Annotated in this window: 25 protein-coding genes; 15 read left to right on the top strand and 10 right to left on the bottom strand. The window is 71.3% G+C overall.

All coding sequences use genetic code 11. The features are described from left to right. Positions 1–65 precede the first annotated feature (65 nt). Both nusA and rimP read right to left on the bottom strand, forming a co-directional pair. On the bottom strand, positions 66–1,136 hold the full coding sequence (nusA, locus tag BLW84_RS08005; protein ID WP_093263008.1) for a transcription termination factor NusA: 1,071 nt from the start codon (positions 1,134–1,136) through the stop codon (positions 66–68). Next, a complete protein-coding gene (gene rimP, locus BLW84_RS08000) occupies positions 1,133–1,690 on the bottom strand; it encodes a ribosome maturation factor RimP (RefSeq protein ID WP_093263006.1) in 558 nt (185 codons plus the stop codon). Before rimP ends, nusA begins: the two co-directional genes overlap by 4 nt. Before the next feature lie 250 nt (positions 1,691–1,940). Here rimP and BLW84_RS07995 point away from each other — a divergent pair, with 250 nt between their 5' ends. Next, on the top strand, positions 1,941–2,432 hold the full coding sequence (locus BLW84_RS07995; protein WP_093263003.1) for a hypothetical protein: 492 nt from the start codon (positions 1,941–1,943) through the stop codon (positions 2,430–2,432). Next, positions 2,429–2,875 carry a ferritin-like domain-containing protein gene (locus tag BLW84_RS07990; RefSeq protein WP_093263001.1) on the top strand — a complete coding sequence of 149 codons (447 nt, stop codon included), beginning with the start codon at positions 2,429–2,431 and terminating at the stop codon, positions 2,873–2,875. The genes BLW84_RS07995 and BLW84_RS07990 overlap by 4 nt, the downstream gene beginning before the upstream one ends. A gap of 9 nt (positions 2,876–2,884) precedes the next feature. Here BLW84_RS07990 and BLW84_RS47300 read toward each other — a convergent pair whose 3' ends face one another. Further along, the gene (locus tag BLW84_RS47300) at positions 2,885–3,703 is read right to left on the bottom strand and encodes a hypothetical protein (protein ID WP_245761005.1); all 819 of its coding nucleotides are present in this window, start codon (positions 3,701–3,703) and stop codon (positions 2,885–2,887) included. Positions 3,704–3,782: 79 nt separating this feature from the next. Further along, positions 3,783–4,802, bottom strand: coding sequence for an aminotransferase class V-fold PLP-dependent enzyme (locus BLW84_RS07980; RefSeq protein ID WP_093262996.1), 1,020 nt, complete (start codon positions 4,800–4,802; stop codon positions 3,783–3,785). A gap of 57 nt (positions 4,803–4,859) precedes the next feature. Between BLW84_RS07980 and BLW84_RS07975 the strand changes: the two genes are divergently transcribed. The 3 genes from BLW84_RS07975 (at position 4,860) to BLW84_RS07965 (ending at position 7,421) form a co-directional block, all read left to right on the top strand. Next, positions 4,860–5,270, top strand: coding sequence for a YjbQ family protein (locus BLW84_RS07975; protein ID WP_093262994.1), 411 nt, complete (start codon positions 4,860–4,862; stop codon positions 5,268–5,270). Positions 5,271–5,386: 116 nt separating this feature from the next. Then, positions 5,387–6,673 (top strand): MFS transporter, encoded by a 1,287-nt coding sequence (locus BLW84_RS07970; RefSeq protein ID WP_245761004.1) that lies wholly within the window; start codon positions 5,387–5,389, stop codon positions 6,671–6,673. A gap of 61 nt (positions 6,674–6,734) precedes the next feature. After that, a complete protein-coding gene (locus tag BLW84_RS07965; RefSeq protein WP_093262989.1) occupies positions 6,735–7,421 on the top strand; it encodes an HAD family hydrolase in 687 nt (228 codons plus the stop codon). Positions 7,422–7,497: 76 nt separating this feature from the next. On the opposite strand, the gene BLW84_RS07960 is transcribed toward BLW84_RS07965, so the two are convergent. Continuing rightward, entirely contained in the window at positions 7,498–9,243 is a 1,746-nt protein-coding gene (locus BLW84_RS07960; RefSeq protein WP_093262986.1) for a proline--tRNA ligase, read from the bottom strand. 124 nt (positions 9,244–9,367) lie between these two features. On the opposite strand from BLW84_RS07960, the gene BLW84_RS07955 reads away from it, so the two are divergent. The 3 genes from BLW84_RS07955 to BLW84_RS46060 all read left to right on the top strand — a co-directional run bounded on the left by BLW84_RS07955 (position 9,368) and on the right by BLW84_RS46060 (position 12,554). After that, entirely contained in the window at positions 9,368–9,721 is a 354-nt protein-coding gene (locus tag BLW84_RS07955) for a VOC family protein (RefSeq protein ID WP_093262984.1), read from the top strand. A gap of 75 nt (positions 9,722–9,796) precedes the next feature. Further along, entirely contained in the window at positions 9,797–11,095 is a 1,299-nt protein-coding gene (locus BLW84_RS07950) for a cytochrome P450 (protein ID WP_093262981.1), read from the top strand. Positions 11,096–11,852: 757 nt separating this feature from the next. Further along, entirely contained in the window at positions 11,853–12,554 is a 702-nt protein-coding gene (locus tag BLW84_RS46060; protein WP_143060888.1) for a class I SAM-dependent methyltransferase, read from the top strand. Between the two features lie 45 nt (positions 12,555–12,599). Here the strand turns inward: BLW84_RS46060 and BLW84_RS07940 are convergent, their stop codons facing one another. The 3 genes from BLW84_RS07940 to BLW84_RS07930 form a co-directional block, all read right to left on the bottom strand. After that, a complete protein-coding gene (locus tag BLW84_RS07940; protein WP_093262976.1) occupies positions 12,600–12,896 on the bottom strand; it encodes a DUF1330 domain-containing protein in 297 nt (98 codons plus the stop codon). A gap of 93 nt (positions 12,897–12,989) precedes the next feature. Then, positions 12,990–14,408, bottom strand: a complete 1,419-nt coding sequence (locus BLW84_RS07935; RefSeq protein WP_093263131.1) for an MFS transporter — start codon at positions 14,406–14,408, stop codon at positions 12,990–12,992. 26 nt (positions 14,409–14,434) lie between these two features. Next, positions 14,435–14,893, bottom strand: coding sequence for a MarR family winged helix-turn-helix transcriptional regulator (locus BLW84_RS07930; protein WP_245761003.1), 459 nt, complete (start codon positions 14,891–14,893; stop codon positions 14,435–14,437). Between the two features lie 411 nt (positions 14,894–15,304). Here BLW84_RS07930 and BLW84_RS47295 point away from each other — a divergent pair, with 411 nt between their 5' ends. The 7 genes from BLW84_RS47295 (at position 15,305) to cobM (ending at position 22,198) form a co-directional block, all read left to right on the top strand. Beyond that, positions 15,305–15,646: an endonuclease domain-containing protein gene (locus BLW84_RS47295; protein ID WP_177226345.1), complete on the top strand. Its 342-nt coding sequence runs from the start codon at positions 15,305–15,307 to the stop codon at positions 15,644–15,646. A gap of 329 nt (positions 15,647–15,975) precedes the next feature. Then, complete coding sequence (gene yaaA, locus BLW84_RS07920) at positions 15,976–16,719, top strand: peroxide stress protein YaaA (protein ID WP_093262968.1); 744 nt, start codon at positions 15,976–15,978, stop codon at positions 16,717–16,719. Positions 16,720–16,946: 227 nt separating this feature from the next. After that, on the top strand, positions 16,947–17,909 hold the full coding sequence (locus tag BLW84_RS07915; protein WP_093262966.1) for a serine protein kinase RIO: 963 nt from the start codon (positions 16,947–16,949) through the stop codon (positions 17,907–17,909). 228 nt (positions 17,910–18,137) lie between these two features. Continuing rightward, positions 18,138–19,748: a DEAD/DEAH box helicase gene (locus BLW84_RS07910; protein WP_093262963.1), complete on the top strand. Its 1,611-nt coding sequence runs from the start codon at positions 18,138–18,140 to the stop codon at positions 19,746–19,748. A gap of 55 nt (positions 19,749–19,803) precedes the next feature. Beyond that, a complete protein-coding gene (locus tag BLW84_RS07905) occupies positions 19,804–20,211 on the top strand; it encodes a pyridoxamine 5'-phosphate oxidase family protein (RefSeq protein WP_093262961.1) in 408 nt (135 codons plus the stop codon). Positions 20,212–20,234: 23 nt separating this feature from the next. Continuing rightward, entirely contained in the window at positions 20,235–21,458 is a 1,224-nt protein-coding gene (cbiE, locus tag BLW84_RS07900; RefSeq protein WP_093262958.1) for a precorrin-6y C5,15-methyltransferase (decarboxylating) subunit CbiE, read from the top strand. After that, positions 21,455–22,198 carry a precorrin-4 C(11)-methyltransferase gene (gene cobM / locus BLW84_RS07895; protein ID WP_093263128.1) on the top strand — a complete coding sequence of 248 codons (744 nt, stop codon included), beginning with the start codon at positions 21,455–21,457 and terminating at the stop codon, positions 22,196–22,198. Before cbiE ends, cobM begins: the two co-directional genes overlap by 4 nt. Before the next feature lie 326 nt (positions 22,199–22,524). Here the strand turns inward: cobM and BLW84_RS07890 are convergent, their stop codons facing one another. Next, positions 22,525–22,941 carry a VOC family protein gene (locus BLW84_RS07890; RefSeq protein ID WP_093262955.1) on the bottom strand — a complete coding sequence of 139 codons (417 nt, stop codon included), beginning with the start codon at positions 22,939–22,941 and terminating at the stop codon, positions 22,525–22,527. Between the two features lie 58 nt (positions 22,942–22,999). Beyond that, positions 23,000–24,094, bottom strand: a complete 1,095-nt coding sequence (locus tag BLW84_RS07885) for a cobalt-precorrin-5B (C(1))-methyltransferase (RefSeq protein WP_093262952.1) — start codon at positions 24,092–24,094, stop codon at positions 23,000–23,002. Positions 24,095–24,107 lie beyond the last annotated feature (13 nt).

Below are 24,107 nucleotides of genomic sequence, written 5' to 3'. Positions count from 1 at the left end.
GGACACCCGTGTGCGGATTGTCGCTCCCTTCGCGTCGAACCTCCTCTGATTCTAACCCGACGACGTTACTCGGCCGAACCCACGGTCGGCAGTCCCTCCACCGCGGGGTCCAGACCGGACGCCTGCGCCGGGGGTTGCGCCGTCGGAGTGGCCGCCGCGCCCGGGTCGGCATCGCTGCGGATGTCGATCCGCCAGCCCGTGAGCCGCGCCGCGAGCCGGGCGTTCTGGCCTTCCTTGCCGATCGCCAGCGAGAGCTGGAAGTCCGGCACGACCACCCGCGCGGTCTTGGTGCGTTCGTCGACGACCTCCACCGAGACTACCTTGGCCGGCGACAGGGCGTTGCCGACGAAGGTCGCCGGGTCGTCCGAGTAGTCGATGATGTCGATCTTCTCGCCGCCCAGCTCGCTCATCACGTTGCGCACCCGCGAGCCCATCGGGCCGATGCAGGCGCCCTTGGCGTTGACGCCGCTGACGGTCGAGCGCACCGCGATCTTCGAGCGGTGCCCGGCCTCCCGCGCCACCGCGGGGATCTCCACGGTGCCGTCGGCGATCTCCGGGACCTCCAGCGCGAACAGCCGCCGCACCAGGTTCGGGTGCGTGCGGGACAGCGTGATCTGCGGTCCGCGCGCGCTCCGGGACACCCCGACGACGTAGCACTTGATCCGGGTGCCGTGCTCGTAGTTCTCGCTGGGCACCTGCTCGGCGGCGGGGATCATGCCTTCGCTGTCCCCGACCGACACGATGACCATGCCGCGCGAGTTCGCGCGCGCGTCGCGCTGGATGACACCGCCGAGGATCTCGCCCTCCTTGGCGGAGAACTCGCCGAAGGTGCGTTCGTGCTCGGCGTCGCGCAGCCGCTGCAGGATGACCTGCCGCGCGGTCGTCGCCGCGATGCGCCCGAACCCCTCCGGGGTGTCGTCCCATTCCTCCTGCACGCTGCCGTCGGCGCCCAGGGTGTGGGCGAGGACTCGCACGACACCGGTCTTGCGGTCCACCTCCACCCGCGCGTGCGCCTGGTGCCCCTCGGTGTGGCGGTATGCGGTGAGCAGTGCCGATTCGATCGCTTCCAGGACCGTCTCGAACGGGATGTCCTTGTCGCGTTCGATCGCCCGCAGCGCCGCGATGTCGACGTTCACCTCGGCTCCTCCGTGTCTTCCCGGTCGTCCCCCTCTTGGGAAACGCCGCTCGCAGCCCGCTCCAGCTTGACCAAATCCTCCGCCGGTGGCTGCTGGAACTCCACCTCGACCACCGCGCGTTCGACATCACGGTAGGCCACCCGGCGCAGTTCGCCGGCGACCAGCACCGTGACCCCTTCATCATCGGCCGCCCCGACCCGCGCCACCAACTTCTCGCCGTCGGCGAACCGGATCTTGACCAGCCGGTAGCGGGCGCGACGCCAGTGCCGCGCGCGGGTCAGCGGCCGGTCCACGCCCGGCGAGGTGACCTCGAGCGTGTAGGAGCCGGCCAGGACGTGCTCGTGCGCGTCCAGCACCTCCGACACCGCGCGACTGACGTCGGAGATCTCGTCGAGCCCGACGCCGTCGTCGGAGTCGATGACGACCTTGATCAGCCGGCGGCGGCCGGCCTGCTGCACGTCGAACTCCTCGAGGTCGAAGCCCGATCTAGCCACGGCCTCGGCTACGACGGGCTCCAGCTGCGCGGTGATCGCACCGCGCGGCGGGCTGGACACGTTGGCACTCCCTAAAATCCGATCGAGGTCTGGAGCAGACCTGGAAACATCGCGGCACGGGTCTCGCGGCCGGGACGGCCGGCGGGACGTTCACGACCAGTGCTGTCCGTGCCGGCCGCGGTCGCCCAGGGTATCGCGTCCCCCCGCACCCGAGCGCGGCGTGGGACCCCAACGATCGGCGGATCGTCCCGATCACCGGGGGCGATGCCCGGGCGTCCGGCCGGGTGATCGCCTGGCAGGATAGGCCGACGTGGAATCCCCTTCGCGAGCCAGGTCGGTGCTGGGCCGGCGGAGCGTGCTGCGGTTGTTCGCGGCCGTCCCGGTCGCCGCCGCGCTGACCTCGGCGTGCAGCTCGGCACCCGAGGAGCCCGACCCGCTGGTGGCGCTGGCGGCCGCGGCGAAGTCCGACGCCCAGCTGGCGAAGGCGATCGCGCAGGCGCATTCGGGTCTGGCCGACACCGCCGGCGAGGTCGCCGCGGTGCGCTCCGAGCACGCCGCCGCGTTGGAGCGCGAGGTCGACCGGGTCAATCCGCGCGATCCCGAAGACCCGCCGTCGGTGCCCGAGCCGGCGCCGCAGCAGGCCCCGTCCTCGGCGGGCACGGCGACGAAGGCGCTGCGCGATGCGCTGACCGGCGCGCAGGACAGGGCGGCACAGCTGGTGCCCGGTGCGGAGCCCTACCGCGCCGGGCTGCTGGGATCGGTCGCGGCGAGCTGCGCGAGCCTGCGGGAGGTGCTCGGATGACGGAGCTTTCGGACGAGGCCGGAAACGCGCTGCGCAGCGCGTTGAGCGCGGAGCACGCGGCGGTGTGGGTGTACGGGCTGGCGAGCGCGTTCGCGAGCGAATCCCGCGTGCGCAGCGCGATCGGCGACGCGATGGAGCAGCACCGGAGGCTGCGCGACACCGCGGAGCGCGTGATCCGCGACGCGCAGCAGACGCCGCCGGCGGCTCAGCCGGCGTACGACGTCGGGGAGTCGGTGAGCGACCAGAAGGCGGCGATCGGGCTGCTGATCAAGGTGGAGAGCGACTGCGAGACCGGCTGGCGTTCGGTGCTGGAGAACACCGAGGACGCCGCGCTGCGCGGCACCGCGCTCGACGGCCTGACCACCGCCGCCGTCCGGGCCACCCGGTGGCGGCTCACCGTCGGCACGCAGCCGGCCGCCAAGCCCTTCCCCGGCCAGCCCTGATCCCGGCGATCAGCGCGGGGTCTTCTCCTGCGGCCAGCCGAGCTTCAGGGCTTCCTTGGTGACGTCGAGCAGCGCCGGATCCTTGTGCGGCGTGTTCTTGTCGAAGTAGGCCGAGTCGCCGATCACCACCAGGCTTTCCTGGCGGCCCGAGGCGTAGGCGTCGTCGTCCAGCGCCGGCATGCCCTTGGTGCCGTCCCGGCCGTCGTCGACCAGGTCCCGGATGTTGCCCGTGCCGTCCTTGGTGGTCAGGTCGTTGAGCTGCTGCGCGGTGGCCGCGTCCGGCATCAGGACCGTGACCAGCGAGGTCAGCACGCGGGTGCCGTCGGGCAGCGTGGTGCTGTAGAGCGCCCGGGTGAGGTGCGTGCACTCCTGCTTCTGGAAGAAGCTCTTGATCTTCGCCGTGGAGACGCTCTGGCAGCCCTGGAACGCTTCTTCGCGGTGGATCGGGACGAACTGGTAGCGCGGCACCTCCGCAGGCGGCGACGCGGCCTCGTCATCGGTGTCCGGCTTGATCAGCAGCCAGATCAGCCCGGACAGCACGGAGATCGCGACGAGCCCGAGCCCGCGCAGCAGCCAGCCGGTCGGCGCGATGCGACGCGGTTGCGGCTCCGGCTCCGGCTGCGCCACCGGGGCCTGCCAGCTCGTCGGCTGGTGCGCCTGCGGCGGCTGCTGCACCGCCGGCGGCTGGTCCTGGCGGGGTGGCGGGGCGAACGCCGGCCGAGTTGCCTCGTCCGGCGGTGGCACCGGTGCGCGATCCGGCCTGATAAGCGAGTTGTCGCGCCGCAGCGGCGTGGTTTCGCGCTGCGTGTTGGCTTGTGCTCCCGTCATCTCTTCGGGCACACCTCGTCGGTCCGACACGAGCACCAACGGTAGCGGGCGCTGATTACAAGTCGGACACCCCGGATGGTCATCGCAGCGCCCGCACCGCGCGCTCGACGTCGGCGGAGGTGTTGTAGAGGTGAAACGACAGGCGCGCCCGGCCCGCCCGCGCCGCGCAGGTGATCCCGGCCGCCGTGAGCTTCGACACGGCGTCCGGCGCCCGCACCGAGACGATCGCGGATCCGGCGGCGGGCAGGCCCAGCGCCGCGCTGAACTCGTCGGCCAGCCCGGTGCAGTGCGTGGCGACCGCGGCCATGTCGAGCCCGGCCAGCCATCGCATCGCCACCGCCGCCCCGACCTGCGCGAACCACGTCGGCGAGAGGTCGAGCGAGCGGGCGCCGCCGGCCAGCCGCAGCGGCAGGCCGTAGGTGGTGCTCCACGGGTCCTGCCCGGCGTACCAGTTCGCGCTGTTCGGCACGACCTCGGGCGCATCCGGGTGCACCGCCAGCCAGGCGGCGCCGCGCGGTGACAGCAGCCACTTGTAGGCGGCGCCGACGACCCAGTCGGCCCAGTCGAGCCGCACCGGGAGCCAGCCCAGCGCCTGCGTGACGTCGATGAGCACCCGCGTCGAACCCGCGGCGGCGCTCCGCCGGAGGCCGTCGAGGTCGACGATCCGGCCGTCGCTGGACTGCACCGCGCTGACCGCCACCAGGTCGTGGTCCGCGGCGTGCTCCGCGATCTCGCCCAACGGCACCTCGGTGACCTGCACGTGCCGCTGCGCGGCGAACGGGAAGACGACGCTGGTGAACTCGTTCTCGGCGACCAGCACGCGAGCGCCCGCGGGCAGGCTCGCGGCGATCAGGCCGACGAGCTGGGAGGCGCTGGCCCCGATCGCCACCCGCTCCGCGGTGGTGCCGACCAGCGCCGCGAACGACGCCCGCGCGTCGGCCACCGCCGGCTCGAAGTCCTCCGGCAGATCGCGGCCGCTCCCCCAGCGCGCCACCGACTCGGCGACCGCGCGGGCCGCGTCGGCGGGCGGGATGCCGATGCTCGCGGTGTTGAGGTAGCCGTCCGGGACGTCGAACCGAGCACCGAATGCCTCACGCATGGCGGCATCCTCGCACCGGCCGGGCCCGTTCCGGTACCGCTGCTTACGGTTGAGCCCATGCACAGCGAGGAAATCGAGGTCCGGACCGGCTCCGTGGAAGTCGTCTACGACCTGGGCGCGGAGTGCGAGCGATTCCTGCGTTCGGCCCGGGCCCGCGACGGTCTGCTCAACATCTGGGTGCCGCACGCGACCGCCGGGCTGGCGATCATCGAGACCGGCGCGGGCAGCGACGACGACCTGCTCGCCGCGCTGCGGGACGTGCTGCCCGCCGACGACCGCTGGCGGCACCGCCACGGCTCGCCGGGCCACGGCCGGGACCACGTGCTGCCCGCGTTCGTCCCGCCGTACGCGTCGATCCCGGTGCTGGGCGGGGAGATGGCGCTGGGGACCTGGCAGTCGGTGTGCCTGGTGGACACCAATGTGGACAACCCGGTCCGCCGGGTCCGCCTGAGCTTCCTGCCCGGCTGATCCCGGCCGCGGTGTCCATTGAGATCGGAGGTTCGATTTCAATGGCATTGCGACGAGAGGCAACTTCGAGCCGGGATCTTGCGCAGGGCGTGTCCGTGCGAGCACGCTGTGCGACCGTGACGACAACAGCTGGGGGAACTCGCCGCCTGGCCCGCGTGGTGTCTGCGGGCGTGGTCGGGACCACCGTCGAGTTCTACGACTTCTTCCTGTACGGGGCGGCCGCGGCCACCGTGTTCGGCCCGGTCTTCTTCCCGCATTCCGACGGACTGCTCGGCGTGCTGCTGGCGCTGGTCACCTATGCCGTCGGGTTCGCCGCCCGGCCGCTGGGCGGCCTGGTGTTCGGGCACTTCGGCGACCGGGTCGGCCGCAAGCGGCTGCTGGTGATCAGCCTCCTCCTGATGGGCTCCGCATCGGTACTGATCGGCGTGCTGCCGGGCTACCAGCAGATCGGGATCGCGGCGCCGCTGCTGCTGACGCTGCTGCGGCTGGTGCAGGGCTTCGCGCTCGGCGGCGAGTTCGGCGGCGCGGTGCTGCTGGTGGCCGAGCACGGACCGCGCGAGCGGCGCGGCTTCTGGACCTCGTGGCCGCAGACCGGCGGGCCGCTGGGCAACCTGCTCGCCACGGCCGCCCTGGCCGCGATGGCGGCCTCGACGACCGGCGCGCAGTACTCGGCGTGGGGCTGGCGGATTCCGTTCCTGGCGTCGATCGTGCTGGTCGTCATCGGGTTGTGGGTGCGGCTGCGGGTGGCCGAGTCGCCACTGTTCCAGGCCGTCGCCGAGGAGCACCGCGAAGAGCGGACACCGGTGCTCGAAGCGCTGGCCCAGTATCCGCGGGCGGTGTTCGCGGTGTTCGCGGCGCGCGTGGGCGAGAACGCCGCGTTCTACGTTTTCACCATCTTCCTGCTGGTCTACGCGGGCAACATCGGGCTTCCCACGGCGCTCACGACCACCGCGGTGACCGTCGGTTCGCTCGTGCAGGCGTTGTCGATGCTCGCCGGCGGGGCGCTGTCCGATCGGCTCGGCCGCCGCCCGGTGGCGATCACCGCCGCCATCGGGTGTGCATTGTGGACGATGATCTTCTTCCCGCTGGTGGGCAGCCAGGATCCGGCGCTGGTGTTCCTGGCCGTGTCGGTCGGCCTGCTGCTGCACGGCACGCTGACCGGCGCGCAATCCGCCTTCTACGCCGAGCTCTTCCGCACCTCGGTGCGGTATTCCGGGGTGTCGCTGGGATATCAGGCCGCCACGGTGGTCGCCGGCGCGGCCGCACCGCTGATCGGCGCGGCGCTGCTGCGGGCGACGCATTCGGCGATGCCGGTGGCGATCATGCTGATCTGCTGCCTGGGGCTGACCGTGCTGGGCATGTCGATCGTCACGGAGACCGCACGCCGCGAGCTCGCGTCCTGAGCCCTCGGCCGCCGGGAAATCGGGCGTCCCGCACCGGCGCGCCGGCTGGCAGGATGGTGCGGTGACGCGACTAGTGCTGTGGGACATCGACCTGACCCTGATCGACGCCCGGGGCTTCGGCTCCCGCTGGTACCGCCGCGCGCTCGCGGACGCGACCGGGAAGGCGCTGCAGCGCATGCCGGACACCGCCGGCCGCACCGAGCTGGCGATCACCACGGACGTGCTGGAGATCCACGGCAGCACCCCGGACGAGCCCACGATCGCGGCCATGTTCGCGGCGCTGACCAGCGCGGTCGCCGACACGCGCGACGAGCTCTCGCAGCGCGGCAGCGCGCTGCCCGGTGCGGCCCGGGCGCTGACCGCGCTGGCCGACGAGCCGCGGTTCACGCAGACGCTGGTGACCGGGAACCTCGCGGAGGTCGCCTTCCACAAGCTCGAATCGTTCGGCCTGCACCACCACGTCGACTTCGAGATCGGCGGCTTCGGCGAGGCCTCGGTGCACCGCCACGACCTGATCGCGGACTCCGTCGCCAAGGCCGGGGACCGCCACGGCGGGCCGATCTCCCCGGACTCCGTGGTGGTCGTCGGCGACACGCCGCACGACGTCGCGGGTGCGCTGCGCTTCGGTGCGGTCGCGGTCGGCGTCGCCACCGGCTCCAGCAGCGAGGACGACCTCCGCGCTGCGGGCGCTCACGCGGTCCTGCCGAACCTCGCCGACACCGACGCAGTGCTCACCGCGCTGTCCTGACCTGCTTCAGGAGCGGCCATGACAAGGGGCCGTGGACTCCTGGGAGTCCACGGCCCCGTTGTCCGCTTCGGGCTTCTCAGCCGCGGACGACGTCGATGAGGTGCTGCACCGCGTTGTCCGCCTCGACCTCCGCGCGGTCGCCGGAACGACGGTCGCGGACCTCGACGACGCCCCTGGTCAGGCCCTTGCCCACCACCAGGACCGTCGGCACGCCGATCAGCTCGGAGTCGGCGAACTTCACGCCCGGCGACACCGTGCGGTCGTCCAGGACCACCTGCACACCGGCCGCGTCGAGCTCGGCCGCGATGGCCTCGCCGCGCTCCCGGATGCTCTCGTCCTTGCCCGCGATCACCACGTGCACGTCGGCGGGCGCCACCTCGCGCGGCCACACCAGGCCGACCTCGTCGTGGCTCTGCTCGGCGATCGCGGCCACCAGCCGCGACACCCCGACGCCGTAGGAGCCCATGGTGATGCGCTTCGGCTTGCCGTCCTGGCCGAGCGCGTCCAGCGAGAACGCGTCGGCGTACTTGCGGCCGAGCTGGAAGATGTGGCCGATCTCGATGCCGCGCGCGGCGACCAGGGTGCCGCGGCCGTCCGGCGACGGGTCGCCCTCGCGGACCTCGGCGGCCTCGATGGTGCCGTCCGGGGTGAAGTCCCGGCCGCACAGCAGGTCCACCACGTGGTGGTCGCCCTTGTCGGCGCCGGTGACCCACGCCGTCCCGGACACCACGCGCGGGTCGACCAGGTACCGAACGCCGTTGTCCTGCAACGCCTTCGGGCCGATGTAGCCCTTGACCAGGAACGGGTTGGCGGCGAAGTCGGCCTCCTCCAGCAGCGCCACCTCGGCGGGTTCCAGCGAGGCCTCCAGCCGCTTCATGTCGACCTCGCGGTCCCCGGGCAGGCCCACGGCCAGCAGCTCCCAGTCCGGCGAGCCCGGCTGCCGGGTCTTGACCAGCACGTTCTTCAGCGTGTCGGCCGCGGTGAACTTGCGGTCGGTGTTCGCGTTGAGGAAGTCGACCAGGGTCTCGATGGTCGGCGTGTTCGGCGTGTGGTGGACCTCGGCGGCCGCCTTGCCCTCGATCGGTTCGGCGGGCGGCGCGGGGGTGACCACGGCCTCGACGTTGGCGGCGAAGCCCGACTCGGTGCTGCGGACGAAGGTGTCCTCACCGGTCTCGCTCTCCGCCAGGAACTCCTCGGACGCCGAACCGCCCATCGCGCCGGAGGTGGCCGCGACGATCACGTAGCGCAGCCCGACCCGGTCGAAGATCCGGATGTAGGCGTCGCGGTGCAGCTGGTAGGAGGCGGCCAGGCCCTCGTCGTCCAGGTCGAAGGAGTAGGAGTCCTTCATGACGAACTCGCGGCCGCGCAGGATGCCGGCGCGGGGCCGCTCCTCGTCCCGGTACTTCGTCTGGATCTGGTACAGCATGACCGGGTAGTCCTTGTAGGAGCTGTACTCGCCCTTGACGGTGAGCGCGAACAGCTCCTCGTGCGTCGGGCCGAGCAGGTAGTCGCCGCCCTTGCGGTCCTTCAGCCGGAACAGGTTCGGGCCGTACTCGGTCCAGCGGTTGGTCGCGTCGTAGGGCTCCTTCGGCAGCAGCGCGGGGAAGTGGATCTCCTGCGCGCCGATCGCGTTCATCTCCTCGCGCACGATCTCCTCGATCTTGCGCAGCACCCGCAGGCCCAGGGGCAGCCACGAGTAGATGCCCGGCGCGATCCGGCGGACGTAGCCGGCGCGGACGAGCAGCTTGTGGCTCGGCACCTCGGCGTCGGCCGGATCCTCGCGCAGGGTACGCAGGAACAACGTCGACATCCTCGTGATCACGGCTACTGGCTCCTCATCCGGCCTGATACGTCAATCGCAGGGTAGCGACCCACCCCGGGGTCACCACCAGCGGATTACCCGCGCCGCCCGGCGGCTGTCGGGGGCGGCTCCTATCTTCCGCGCCATGGCACTGAACATCGTCATGGTGACGATCGACTGCGAATCGCCCCGGCAGCTGGCCGAGTTCTGGACGCAGGCCCTGGACACGTCCGTCGCCTTCGACGTCGGCGAGTTCGTGATGCTCGCCGCGAACGAGGAGGGCGGGGTGGCGCTGGGGTTGCAGCAGGTGGCGGAGCCGCGCGCCGGGAAGAACCGGGTCCACGTGGATCTGAACGCCGCCGACCGGCATGCCGAGGTGCGCCGCCTCGTCGCGCTGGGCGCCACGGAGGTCGGCGAGCACGAGGTGCCCGGCGGCCTGGCCTGGACCGTGCTCCAGGACCCGGAGGGCAACGAGTTCTGCGTGTCCAGCGGGCACTGATCCGGTTGGCCCATTGTCGGGCCGCCGCGGGTGCGGTTACCTCGAAGGAGGTGTCCGTTTCACGTAGGGGGTCCGATGTCCGCTCAGCAGGCCCGCAGCGACGACGGCCGATTATCGGAGTGGGGCCTCCGCGCGCGCCTGCTCGCGCAGGGGGCGCTGACCTGGCTCTTCGCCGTGCGCGGCGACCCGATGGCGCGCCTGCTGCACGCCCCGTGGCGGGACGATCCGTATCCGCTCTACCGGCAGCTGCGCGAGCAGGGGCCGCTGGTGCGCAGCAAGCTCGGAGTGCTGGTCGCGACGACCCACCAGCTGTGCGACGAGGTGCTGCGAGACCGGCGGTTCGGCGTGCGCACCAGCGACGGCTCCTACGGCGATCCGACGGCCGCCGCCGTCGACCTGCAGCTCTCGCTGCTGGAGCTCGATCCGCCCGATCATTCGCGGTTGCGCAAGCTGGCCGCCCCGGCCTTCCGGCCGCGCCGCCTGGAGACCTACCGCGAGCGCATCGAGCAGATCGCCCACGACCTGCTCGACCGGGCCGCCGAGCGCCGCGAGTTCGACGTGGTCCGGGACTTCGCCGGGCCGCTGCCGATCCGGGTGATCTGCGAGCTGCTCGGGTTGCCGCCGCTGGACGCGCAGCGGCTGGCGCACCACGGCACGGTGCTGGCCGGCGCGCTGGACGGGGTCCGCTCGGCCCGCCAGCTCCGGCAGATGCGGGAGTCCTTCGGCGAGCTCGACGCGATGTTCACCGGGCTGATCGAGCAGCGCCGCGCGGAGCCCGGCGAGGACATCGTCAGCGACCTGGTCGCGGCCCTCGACCAGGACAAGCTGACCGGCGCCGAGCTGGTGCAGCTGTGCGACCTGCTGCTGGTCGCCGGTTTCGAGACGACGGTCAACCTGATCGGCAACGGCACCCTCGCACTGCTGCAGCACCCGGAGCAGTGGGATCTGCTGCGGGCCGATCCGGGCATGGCGTCGGCCGTGGTCGAGGAGACGCTCCGCTGGGATCCACCCGTTCAGGTGACGATGCGGATCGCGCACGAGCCGGTGGAGCTGGCCGGTCGCCGGCTCCGGGCGGACACGCCGGTGCTGGCGGTGCTGGCGTCGGCCGGGCGCGACCCGGCGGTGCACGACGTCCCGGACCGGTTCGACATCACCCGCCCGGACCGGGCGGACCACCTCGCGTTCTCCTCGGGCATCCACTACTGCCTGGGCGCGCCGCTGGCCCGGCTGGAGGCCGAGATCGCGTTCCGCTGCCTGGCGACCCGCCTGCCGGGGCTCCGCCGGGCGGGCGCGGTCGTCCGCCGTCCGACGTCGATCATCCACGGCCTGTCCGCGCTACCGGCCACCACCGACCGCACCCTCTCCCCCGCCTGACGTCACCCCAGTTTCAATGAGGTTTTTCCAACCTCGATTTGCGCGGCGGTGCGGGTGGCGGCCCCCCTGCGGGAGTTACAGCGCCCGCCTGGCTGTGGGTGCCCTGACTTATGTATGCCAATACACGGCGTCAGGGCCGTCCTCGCCGGAGGAACCCCAGAGGGGTGGGCTCCGTGAACCCGCGGCGGTGCCAGTTGCGAAGGTGGACCCGAAAGCGCCTGACGGCGCTTGGCGACCGCACGCACTCAGGCGCAGGTCAGACACCGCAGCTGCGGTACCCGACCAGGATGAAAAACCCTCAATGGAAACTGGGATTCAGTTATCCACAGACGACTGAAGTTGTCCACAAATTCGGGCCCTGGTGTATCCGGAAACGGGATATCTTCCTCTTATAGAGCGTGACCACGTCCAAAATTCCCCAGCTAGGCAATGAACACAAGCTGTTCCTCCGCTCCGAGGCCCTGACCGCGGGACTCACCGATACTCACCTGCGCAGTTCGGCCTTCTGCCGAGTCCTCCACGGTGTGTACACGACGAGCGGAACACCGCTGACGCACGAACTCAAGTGCTTGGCAGCGGCGATGCGGCTGCCTGCGAAAGCCATGCTCACGGGATTGTCCTCGGCGACCCTTCGCGGGGTTGCCTTGGCCGACTTCTCGACCCCGGTGGATGTAATCGTGCCCCGCGAGTACGGCATGCACCGCCGGCAAGGACTCCGCTGCTCGGCGGTGCGAACCTACGATTTCGAACACGAGGTTTGGCACGGGATCAGGTTGGCGGGCATCGAGCGCACCGCATTCGACCTCCTGAAGCGCCGTTCCATGTCGCTGTCGATCGCGCACTGCGATGCGCTGCTGCACGGGGGCTTGATCACCCGGGAAGGGATCGCGAAGTTCCTTTCCGGGCGTCGCGACAACGGGGTCGTGCTTGCCCGGCATCGGCGTCCGGAGGCGCCGCCGACCTGCGCCGAGTCGACCCGGCTCTCCTGCACCCCGCCGACCGCCTGGTCCTCAACGACGTCGCCCCCGACGCCCTCCAGTACGCCCTCACACACCTGCCGCCCGCGACCCGCGCCCAGACCGCCGCGGCCCCCGGCAACGTCCTGCGCACCGCCGCCCACCTGGCCGCCGACCACGGCCCCTTCGACCTGATCCTGGCCGGAGGCCTCTTCGACTACCTCGAAGGACGCTTCGCCCGAGCCCTGATCCGCACCACTCTGTCCCGCCTGTGCCGCCCTGGAGGCACGTTCTACTTCTCCAACATCGCGACCCCGAACCCCTACGCCGCCCTGATGACCCACATCGGCCGCTGGAACCTCGTCGAACGCACCCCCGCCGACATCGAGGCCGACGTCCGTGCCGCCGCGCCGCCGGGAACCGTCGCCGGACTGGACATCACCGCCGATGCCACTGGCCTGACGCTGTTCGCGACGGTGCGGCGCGCTGACGAGCCGGGGTGATCACCGCAGTCGGCTTCGTGTTCGTCGCCGACGCAGCCTCGGTCGTCAGTCGAGGCCTTCGATGATGCGGAAGTCGCGCTCGAAGCCGTCGGGGAGTTCGGCCAGCGCCTCCTGGTAGGCCGCGCTCGCGCGTGCGGCGACCGCCTGTTCGAAGCTGTCGAACTCGATCAGGACGACGCGCTCGGCGATTCCGGCTTCGTGTGCGTCGACCCGGCTGCCGATGCCGGCGAGCACCCGCCCGCCCGCGGCCGCGACGGCTAGACCTGCCAGTTCGTTGTAGACATCAAGCCTCTCGGGGTCCTCGATGGTGGGGTAGACGCTGACCCAGTAGCCCTTGGCCACGGTTCCTCCTGTGTTCGGAATTGATCATCAGAAACATACTCAGATCCATCGCCGGCGCGCTGTTGGTCAGCGAGCCGACGGGGACGACGTCGATCAACCGGATGGGGCTGTGATCGGATTGGTCTCGGGTGAGCGTCGGCGGGCGAGGGCGAGGCTTGTCAGCGTCGTGATCGCCATGGCGCCGATGCCGACCAGCGCCGCGGTGGTGTAGGCGCTGTCGTCGGGGAAGAGGTGGCCGGGGCCGGTGCCCGCGGCGAGGATCAGGCCGCCGATGGCGCTGCCCAGGGAGTACCCGACGCTGCGGACGACGTAGTTGAAGCTCATGGCGCTCGACGTCTCGCTCTTGGGGGTGACGGCCAGGATGACGCCGGGCATGGCGGCCGAGAAGCTGCCGACGCCGAAGCCCAGCACGCCCATGGCCGCGAGCAGTTCGGCCAGGTTGGACCGGGCGGTGGCGAACAGGACGAACCCGCCGCCGACGATGGCGGCGCTGCCGGCCAGGAGCAAGGGGCCGTCGATCCGTTCGCGGACCCGCGGCGTGAGCTTGCCGGCGACGAACCCCAGCACGGAGAACGGGATGAGGACCAGCCCCGCCACGAAGGTGGTCAGTCCGAAGCCGTAGCCGGCGCTGTGCGGCGTCTGCGCGTAGCGGGTGATGAGCGTGAGCAGGAGGTACATGCCGCTCCCGCCGACGAACATGGCGATGTTCGCCCCGGCGACCGCCGGGTGCCGTACCGCCCGGACGTCGAGCAGGGGCGTCTTGGTTCGCAGTTCGGAAACGGCCCAGACGCAGAGCAGGAGTACGGCGGCGACGGCAAGGGTCACCGCCACGGCGAGGTGTCGGCTCCACAGGCTCCTCTCGCCGGCCAGGAACAGGACGAGGAGCAGTCCACCCGCCAGGACGAGCGCACCGGCCACGTTCACGTGAGCGGAGCGGCCTTCGGGAGCTGCGGGCATGGAGCGCCACGCGGTCACGAAGGCGATGGCGGTGACGAGCAGGCCGAGGCCGTAGGCGGCCCGCAGTCCGCCGAACTCGGCGAGCAGCGCGGCCAGCGGGTAGCCGACGCCGGCTCCGATGATGGAGACCACTGAGATCAGGGCGATCGTGGCCGCGCTGCGCTCCTCGGGAAGATGGTCGCGGGCCACGCCCATCATCAGCGCCGTGAGACCGAGTCCGACGCCTTGAGCCGCTCTGCCCACGAGCAGCCAGGCGAACGGCAGCGGCAGCACGGTGAGCGCGCTGCCGACGACGACGATCGCCAGCGTGGCGAGAATCGTGACCCGCCGGTGCGGACCGGCTCCGAGCCGGCCTAGGACGGGTGTGGCGACGGCGCCGCTGAGCAGGGCGATGGTCAGCGTCCACTGCGCGCTGTCGAGGGAGACGTGGAACGTGGTCGCCACGCTGGTGATGAGCGGCGCCCCGAGGCTGGCGACCGCCGCCACGACCAGGGCGATGAACATCAGGGCGGGGACCAGCAGACGTGCCTCGGAACGTATCAGGGCAGTGCTCATGGGCTGGTCATGAGCCTGGGCCGCGGTCACCGGTCCGGCTCCTCTCGGGCGTGACTTTCGAGCTCCGCCAGATGCAGCAGCGCCGGAAGGGCTGCTGCCAAGGCCTCGACCTCGTCACCGGTGAGTTCGTCGATCAACCGCGCGTACGCGTCGACGCCCGCCTGGCGTCGCGTCCGGACGTACGACGCGCCGGCCTCGGTCAGGCACACCAGCGTGACCCGCTTGTCGGACGGATCGCCCTTCCGCTCGACCAGCCCGGATTCCTCCATCACCCGGACCAGGACGGTCATCGCGGGCTGGGTGACGCCCTCGGCCACCGCCAGATCGGTGATCCGTCGCGGGCCGGTCTTGTCCAGGGTGGCCAAGGTGGCGGCGGACGTCAGGCTCATGTCGCGGGGAAGGCGTCTCACGGCCCTGGTGGCCAGACCGTAGAGGGCTGACCCGATGGCATCGGCAGCGCCGTGCGCGGCGTCTCGGCGACTCATGCCTGAAGCATAGCAGCTTTATATGAATCCTTTATGTATCTCCCGATCAGGGTTCGGCGATACGTGACTTACCACGGGCAGGTCCCGCGGACGAGTGCGTACCCAGGAGTGCGGCCGCCCGGACCGCACCCCACAGTCGGGACAGCATCGGGCCTGCTCATCGCAGGTGACCAGGGCCAGCATCGGAATGTCGTCGGCGCCGACCTCGACGCCGACCACCTCCACCCCGACCAAGCCGAACAGCCGCGTCGTATCGTTGGACAAGCCCGTGGCCCTTCACGTGATCCTTCAAGCGTCGCAACTCGAAGAATCACAGAGCGTCACGGACGTTCTGCACCCGTCAAGACCCTGACAGCGGACCGTGCCCACCGGGCACGGTTAAGTTCGAAGACCCGGCATCGGCTGCCCTACTTGGACGGCCGCGCCGAATCCATCCCCGAATCAGTGCTACGCGTCGAGCTCAACCTGCGCGGCCTGGATCCGACGTCGCAACTCGAGGTATTCGCCGAGGGCCGGTTCATAGCGCGCGTCGACTTGGCCTTCCCCGCCGAACGAGTTGCTGTCGAATACGACGGTCACTGGCACGCCGGCCCAGAGCAGTTCCGCAGGGACGAGGCCCGCCGACTGCGCCTCAACGAATCAGGCTGGATCGTCATCGTTGTAACGAACAAGCACATGCAAACGTCCATCGACCACGTCGTCTCATCGATCCACGAGGCACTCACCCACCGGAGGAACGGCAGTTTCAATTGAGGGTTTTTCATCCTGGTGAGCCCGCAGCCGCGGGTCGCAAAGCTGCACGTCGATGGGGTGCCGCATGCGCCGCAGGCGCATAACCCACCTACGACACCTGCACCGCCGCGGGTTCACGGCGCCCACCCCTTCGGGGTTCCCTCGGCGAGGACGGCCCTGACGCCGTGTACCGGACATACATAAGTCAGGGCACCCACAGACCAGGAAGCCTCTGAGGTTCCGCTACCCGCACCGCCACGCAAACTGAGGTTGGAAAAACCTCATTGAAACTGCCACCAACCGAACGAGGGGTGCCGGATCGTTGGGTCGGGACCGTTTAGCCTGGCGGGGTGTTGGTTCTGCTTCCTCCTTCGGAGACCAAGGCCGTCGGTGGCGCCGGGGCGCCGCTGGACCTGGACGCCCTGTCGCATCCGGAGTTGACGCCCACCCGGCGGAAGCTGATCGAGGCACTGTCCACTTTGGCCGATGACGTGCCCGCCAGCCTGACCGCGCTGGGGCTGTCGGAGCGCCAGGTGGAGGAGGTCGAGCGCAACGCAGAGCTGTGGGATTCGCCCACGGCTCCGGCGCTCGAGCGCTACACCGGGGTGCTCTACGACGCGCTCGACGTCCGGTCGCTGTCGGCCGCCGAGCGCGCGCGGGCCGATGCCCGGATGGTCGTCGCTTCGGCGCTGTTCGGGCTGGTCCGAGGCACCGACGCGATCCCCGCCTACCGCCTGTCCGGGGGCAGCGCGCTGCCCGGGTTCGGGACGCTGCGCAGCGTGTGGCGCCCGGCGCTGGAGCCGGTGCTCGCCGACGCCGACTCGCTGGTGGTCGACCTGCGGTCGGGCGTGTACGCGGCGCTGGCCAAGGTGCCGAACGCCGTCGCGGTTCGCGTGCTGTCCGAAGACGCCGCGGGCAAGCGGAAAGTCGTCAGCCACCACAACAAGTCGCACAAGGGGAAGCTGGCCCGGGCCCTGGCCCGGACGCCCCAGGAAGCCGGCTCGCTCGAGGACGTCCTCGACGTGGCCAACGACGCCGGGCTGCAGGTGGAGCGCGAGGGCGCCCGCGGGCTCTGCGTCGTCGTCCGGGCCTGACGTTCCGGGCGCGGAAATTCGGTTGCGGCGGCGGCCGTCGATCGATCAAACTTGCTTCGACCAGTTCACGCAGCTCGGAAAGCTGGAGGGAGGTTCGACATGGTGGCTTTTGTGACCTTCGCGCGCGTGCGTATTCCGCGCAGCTACCCCCGAACCCGCCTCTCTCCGCCACACGTGCGCTGAAACACCGGTGCCCGGCGGAGGTCCCGCTTGAGGAGCACCAGATCTTGTCTGCGTACGACGAGTACGACTCGGATTTCATCCGCACCACGAAGCCGATCAAGAACCGCCAGCCGAAGCCGTCGAAGAAGCGCCGCTTCGACGACGAGCCGATGCGTCGCGGCCGACTCACCGAGGAGGAACGCACCCGGCTCGCCGAGCTGCGCGACGAGCCGGAACCACAACCGGTGCCCGACGGCGCCGACCGCTGGTCCACCTGGGACACCGGCGAACGCGGCCCCGGGCCGCACCCGCCCTGGCTGGTGACCGAGCTGGCCGCGGTCGACCACGAGCTGGGCGTGCTCAAGACCGGCAAGGAAGCCGACGTGCACCTGCTGCGCAGGTCGTTGCCCGGTGGGAGTTCCTGCCTGCTCGCGGCGAAGCGGTACCGGGACATGGACCACCGGATGTTCCACCGCGACGCGGGTTATCTCGAAGGCCGGCAGATGCGCAAGTCCCGCGAGATGCGGGCGATGCATCAGCGCAGCTCGTTCGGGCGCGGCATGATCGCGCAGCAGTGGGCGGTGGCCGAGTTCGCCGTGCTGTCCTCGCTGTGGCTGGCCGGCGTGCCGGTGCCCTACCCCGTGCAGCGCGTCGGCACCGAGGTCCTGCTGGAGTTCCTGGGCTCCGCCGACGGGACGGCGGCTCCGCGGCTCGCAGCGCTGCGGCCGACGCCGGACGAGCTCGACGAGCTCTGGCTGCAACTCGTCGACGCGCTCGTGGGGCTGGCCGAGCTGGGTTTCACCCACGGCGACCTGTCCGCGTACAACGTGCTCGTGCACGACGGCAGGCTGATGCTGATCGACCTGCCGCAGGCGGTCGATCTCGCGGCGAATCCGCGGGGGCTCGAATTCCTGCGACGTGACGCGGACAACATCGCCGGCTGGTTCCGCGCCCGCGGCGCCGACGAGCACCTGGCAGATCCGGCGGAACTGACGGTTCTCCTTGCCACAGCGGGAAATGTGATGTGACCGCGGTCTCAGCGCCGGGTCCGGCCGTCGCGCACGCCAGCCACCGGCGACCGCACGTGATCAGCTAGACTCGGCGCTGAACCCGGCCGGGAGAACCACCGGTCGTCCGCGAGTCAACGGACTCGGAAATCCACACCTATCGGCGCGAATGCGCCGGGCTCGTCCTTGCGATCGCACGCGGCCTCCGCGAAGCCTCCCCGTGACGTGCCACCTCTCGGGAGTTTCTTCGTGCCATCAAGTTCATTCACCACGCCCGCGCGCTCGTCCCGGCGGCCCCGGCGGCGCCGCCCGCAATCCCAGCCGCCGGCACCGAAGCGCAGCCTGTTCGACGAGGTCGGCGTCACTGCCGTCGACCCGGCGCCCTTCGACCAGCTCGGGCTGCCGAAGCGGTTGGTGCGCGCCCTGGCCGACGGCGGGATGGTCGAGGCCTTCCCGATCCAGGCGGCCACCATCCCGGACGCGCTGACCGGGCGGGACGTGCTGGGCCGGGGCCAGACCGGCTCCGGCAAGACGCTGGCCTTCGGCCTGCCGCTGCTGGCGATGCAGCAGGGCAACGCCCGCCCGCTGCACCCGCGCGGGCTGGTGCTGGTGCCCACCCGCGAACTTGCGACGCAGGTCACTGACGCCCTCAAGCCGCTGGCCAAGGCGCTGGGCCTCTACGTCCGCGAGGTCGTCGGCGGCACCTCCTTCACCCGGCAGGCCGACACGCTGCGCCGGGGCGTGGACGTGCTGGTCGCGACGCCCGGCCGGCTGGCCGACCACGTGCGCCAGGGCACCTGCGTGCTGTCCGAAGTGGAGCGGACCGCGCTCGACGAGGCCGACCAGATGGCGGACATGGGCTTCCTGCCACAGGTCCGGGAGCTGCTCGACCTGGTCCCGGCCGACGGCCAGCGCCTGCTGTTCTCCGCGACGCTGGACGGCGACGTCGACAAGCTCGTCGAGCGCTACATGACCGACCCGGTGGTGCACTCGCTGGCGCCGCCGGCGGCGAGCGTGGACAGCATGGAGCACCACCAGCTCCTGGTGTCCGCTGCGGAGAAGCAGGCGGTGCTCGCCCGCATCGCGGCCCGCGAAGGCCGCACGATCATGTTCGTGCGCACCAAGCACCACGCCGACCGGCTCGCGAAGAAGCTGCGCGCGGTCGGGATCCGGGCCGGGGCGCTGCACGGCGGCAAGGCCCAGAACGCTCGTACCCGGATCCTCGACGAGTTCAAGACCGGCGAGACCGAGACCCTGGTGGCGACGAACGTCGCCGCCCGCGGCATCCACGTCGACGACGTCAGCCTGGTGGTGCACGTCGAGCCGCCGGCCGACCCCAAGGACTACCTGCACCGAGCGGGCCGGACCGCCCGGGCGGGCGCGACCGGCACCGTCGTCACCCTGGTCACGGACGACCAGAAGCAGGCCTTCCGGACCATGGCCAACCAGGCCGGGGTCACGGCCACGACCACGACGGTCAGCCCGGCGGACGCCGAACTGGCGCGCCTGACCGGAGCCCGCGAACCCGACGGCGTCGCCATCGTCGACCCGAAGCGGCGCGAAGCGCCGCGCAGCAGGAACGCGAAGCAGGGCGGCGCGCCGCGCAGTGGCGGTGCGAGGCAGGGCGAAGCGCCGCGAGGCGCGAAGCGGCGCACCGAGCACGAGCCCGGCGAGCCCAGGGCGAGCCGCAGGCCGCGCCGCGCGGAGGGCAACGGCCAGGGGCGCCGCGAGAGCGGCCGCGGCGCCGAAGGCGCGCACGGGGATCGCACCGGCCGCGGCGTGCACGGTCCGTCCGGGCGCGGTGCCCGGCGAGGCGGCCACGGCACCCGCAACGACCGTGGCGGTGCGCGCCGGGGCTGACGCCTGTGAACGCGGGCCGACGCCTGCGGACCAACCCGAGCAGGAGGGGAAACCGGTGGGCCAGAATTCTCCACTGGACGGCAAGGGCGAGGAATTCCTGCAGTTCTGGCAGGAACGGCACCTGTGCACGCTGACGACGGTGCGCCGCGACGGCACACCGCACGTCGTTCCGGTGGGCGTGACCCTCGACGTCGAGTCGGCGATCGCGCGCGTGATCTCCTCGGGCACCTCGCACAAGGTGCGCCAGATCCTCGCCGCAGGGCCGGAAGGCGTGCCCGCCTCGGTCTGCCAGGTCGACGGACGGCGTTGGTCCACATTGGAGGGTCGCGCCATGGTGCGGGACGATCCCGGCGCCGTGGCCGACGCCGAGGCCCGGTACGAGCAGCGCTACAAGAAGCCCCGCCCGAACCCGGCCCGCGTGGTGATCGAGATCTCCGTGACGAAGGTCCTCGGCACGGTCTAGCGGCGACGTGGTGAGGTGGGGCGGTGACCGTTCACCAGGAGAAGCCGGAGCTCGTCCACGTCGTGGGCATCGGGGCCGACGGCGCCGCGGGTTTGTCGCCGCACGCCCGGGAGATCATCGATTCCGCGGACGTGCTGTTCGGCAGCTCGCGGCAGCTCGACCTCGTGCCCGAGGCGAACGGGCAGCGGGTGACCTGGCCCACGCCCATGCTGCCGGCGATACCCGGCCTGCTCGCCGAGCACGCCGACCGGTCGATCTGCGTGCTGGCCAGCGGTGACCCGATGTTCTACGGGGTCGGCGCGACACTGGTGAAACTGCTGGGCCCCGATCGCGTGCGGATCGTTCCGCACCCGTCATCGCTGTCGTTGGCCTGCGCTCGAATGGGCTGGCCGCTGCAGGAAACGGCCGCCGTGAGCCTGGTCGGCAGGCCGGTGGAGCTGCTGCACCCCCGGCTCCAGCCGGGAAACCGGTTGCTGGTCCTCAGTTCCGACGACGGCACGCCGGACGAGGTGGCCGCGCTGCTGCGGGCCCGCGGTTACGGGCCGAGCGGCATGACGGTGCTGTCCGATCTCGGCGGCGCGCAGGAGGGGCGGACGAGTTCCACCGCCGACGACTGGGATCGGCCGGCGAGTCCGCTCAACGTGATCGCGATCGAGTGCCGCCCGGCTCCCGACGCGAAGCTCCTGCCGAGCACGCCGGGCCTGCCCGACGACGCCTTCGAGCACGACGGGCAGCTCACCAAGCGCGACGTGCGGGCGATCACGCTGGCGCGGCTGGCCCCGACGCCCGGGCAGTTGTTGTGGGACGTCGGCGGCGGCGCCGGTAGCATCGCGATCGAGTGGATGCGCAGCGATCCGACCTGCCGGGCGATCGCGATCGAGCACCGCGAGGACCGGGCACGGCGCATCGCGACGAACGCGAGCTCGCTGGGCGTCCCCGGCCTCCAGGTCGTCGCCGGAGCCGCGCCGCGCGCGCTGGACGGGCTGGCCGAACCCGACGCGATCTTCATCGGTGGCGGTGGCACCGCACCGGGCGTGCTGGAAGCGTGCTGGGCCGCTCTGCGGCGCGGCGGCCGGCTGGTGGTCAACGCGGTCACGTTGGAGTTGGAGGTGCTGGTGACCGACTGGTACGGCCGTCACGGCGGTGAACTGGTCCGGATCTCGGTGGAGCGCGCGGCGCCGATCGGTGGTTACACCGGCTGGCGGCCGGCGATGCCGGTGACGCAGTGGGCGGTGAGCAAGCGATGACCGTGCGTTTCGTGGGTGCCGGGCCGGGCGCCGCAGATCTGATCACCGTGCGGGGCCGCGACGTGATCGCCGCGTCGCCGGTGTGCCTGTACGCGGGCAGCCTGGTCCCGGAGGAGCTGCTGGCGCACTGCCCGGCCGATGCCAGGCTGGTGGACACGGCGAAGCTGACGTTGGACGAGATCCTCGCCGAGATGCTGGCCGCCCACGAGGCCGGATTCGACGTGGCGCGGCTGCACTCCGGGGATCCGTCGGTGTTCAGCGCCGCCGCCGAGCAGATGCGCCGGCTCGACGCGGCCGGGATCCCCTACGAGGTGGTGCCGGGCGTGCCGGCGTTCGCGGCCGCGGCGGCCTCGCTGAAGCGGGAGTTCACCGTGCCGGGCGTCGGGCAGACGGTGGTGCTCACCCGCACCTCCGCGCGCGCGACGCCGATGCCCGAGCGCGAGGACCTCGCCACGCTCGGCCGGAGCCGGGCGACGATGGTGCTGCACCTCGCGGTCAACCGCATCGAGCAGCTCGTCGAGGAGCTCCTGCCCAACTACGGTGCGGACTGCCCCGTGGCCGTGGTCGCGAACGCGAGCCGCGCGGACGAGATCGTCCTGCGCGCAACGCTTTCCGACATCGCGGAACGCGTGCGCGCCGCGGGCATCGTGCGAACCGCCGTCGTCGTGGTGGGCCAGGTGCTGACCTCCTCGGAGTTCCCCGACAGCCACCTCTACTCCGCCGCCCGCTGCCGCGACTAGGGCTTGGGCCCCTGGTGGTCCTGCGGGGCTCCGTTCGCCGGACGAGTTCTCAGGTGGTGGCGGTGGTCGTGCGGCCGACGTTGGTGCCTGCTCGGTCGATGACGATGACGTCCACCGAAAGCGGACACTCGGTGGGCTGCACCGCTGTTCCTGCCCTGGAAGGTGTTCCGGCCTCGTGACATCCTTTTCCGCAGCTGGCACCACAACCACAAGAGATGTGGTGGCCGTGCGCGCAGGCCCAGCGCGGAACCCGGCGTCCCGCTACGGACCCGTGGTCCGCTGCGAGGCGACCGCCCTCGTAGCGGACCACGACGAGTGAGCAGCCATCATGCGTCGCCCGCCGGGACGGTGTGCGAGCCTTGGGAATCCATCGCGGCTCGGTCGGATTCGCTGCGGAGCACGCAGAATTCGTTGCCCTCGGGGTCGGCGAGGATCGCCCAGCCCGAGCCGTCGGCATTTCGGTGATCGGCGACGAAGGTGGCACCGAGGCCCAGCAGCCGTTCCACCTCCTGCTCGCGCGAGGTCTCGGGGCGCAAGCACAGGTGGATCCGGTTCTTGATCTCCTTGGGCTCGGGCACCTGGTTGAAGTGCAGCACCGGCCCCTCGGCCAGCAGCACCTCGGTCTCCAGATCACCGGGCTCGCACTCCGGATGCAGCGGACGGCCGGTCACGCTGCTCCAGAACCGGGCGAGCTCGTAGGCGTCCGCACAGTCGATTGCCACGTTCTGCAATACCGAAACCATGCGCGCGAGCCTTCCCGACTTCCGCTCCGGGCACCACCGAATTGCTGCGGCACGCGCCCTAGTCCGCCTCGGCACGGCCGACGATGGTGCCCGCTCGGTCGATGACGACGACGTCCACCGAAACCGGTGCCCCGCGCAGGGTTTCGAGGCAGACCTCCCGCGCCCGTTCGGCGATGAGATCGCCGAGCGGGAGGCTCGCGGCGAGGCAGAGTTGCAGCGCTTCGAGCGCCGTGTTGGCGCCGCTGATCCGGGCGACCAGTTCGCCGCTCCCGCCCGCGTCGCGCACGATCCCGGCGAGCGAGGCGAAGTCGACCTGGGACCGCTTGGAATGCAGGTCCATGTGCCCGTCGGCGAGCTTGGAGATCTTCCCGATGCCGCCGGCGATCGTGAGCCGGGGAACCGGGTGCCGCCGCAGGTACTTCAGCACCGCGCCGGCGAAATCGCCCATGTCGAGCAGCGCCTCGCCGGGCAGCGAGTGGAGTTCCGCGGCGACCTTCTCCGAGGTGCTCCCCGTGCATCCGGCGACGTGTTCGTGCCCCGCCGCCCGGGCGACGTCGACGCCGCGGCGGATGCTGTCGATCCACGCCGAGCACGAGTACGGCACGACGACACCCGTGGTGCCCAAGATGGACAGTCCGCCCAGGATCCCCAGCCGCGGATTCCAGGTGTGCCGGGCGAGTTCCGCCCCGTCGTCGACGGACACCTCGACGACGACGTCGCCGCTGCCGCCGTGCTCCGCGGCGACGCGCGCGACGACGTCGCGGATCAGCTGCCTCGGCACGGGGTTGATCGCCGGTTCGCCGACGGGCAGCGGCAGGCCGGGCTTGGTGATCGTGCCCACGCCTTCCCCGGCCCGGAACACCACGCCCTGCCCCGGTTCCGCGGGGCGGACCGTGACCGACACGAGAGCGCCGTGCGTGACATCGGGATCGTCGCCGGCGTCCTTGATCACGCCCGCCGTCGCGAAGCCGTCGCCCAGCCGCTCGCGCGCGAGCGCGAACGCCGGCCGGTGCCCCTTCGGCAGGACGATCTCGACGGGATCGGGGAACGCCCCGGTCAGCAGCGCCGTGTAGGCAGCGGCCGTCGACGCCGTGGCGCAGGCACCCGTCGTCCAGCCGTACCGGAGGCCCGATCCCTCCCCTCGCCCGCTCATACCGGGAGAATGC

It is taken from the genome of Saccharopolyspora shandongensis (assembly GCF_900106995.1).
In the GTDB taxonomy this organism is placed as follows: domain Bacteria; phylum Actinomycetota; class Actinomycetes; order Mycobacteriales; family Pseudonocardiaceae; genus Saccharopolyspora; species Saccharopolyspora shandongensis.
Note: the sequence above shows the minus strand (reverse complement) of the source record. Positions and strands in the feature narration are given on the sequence as shown.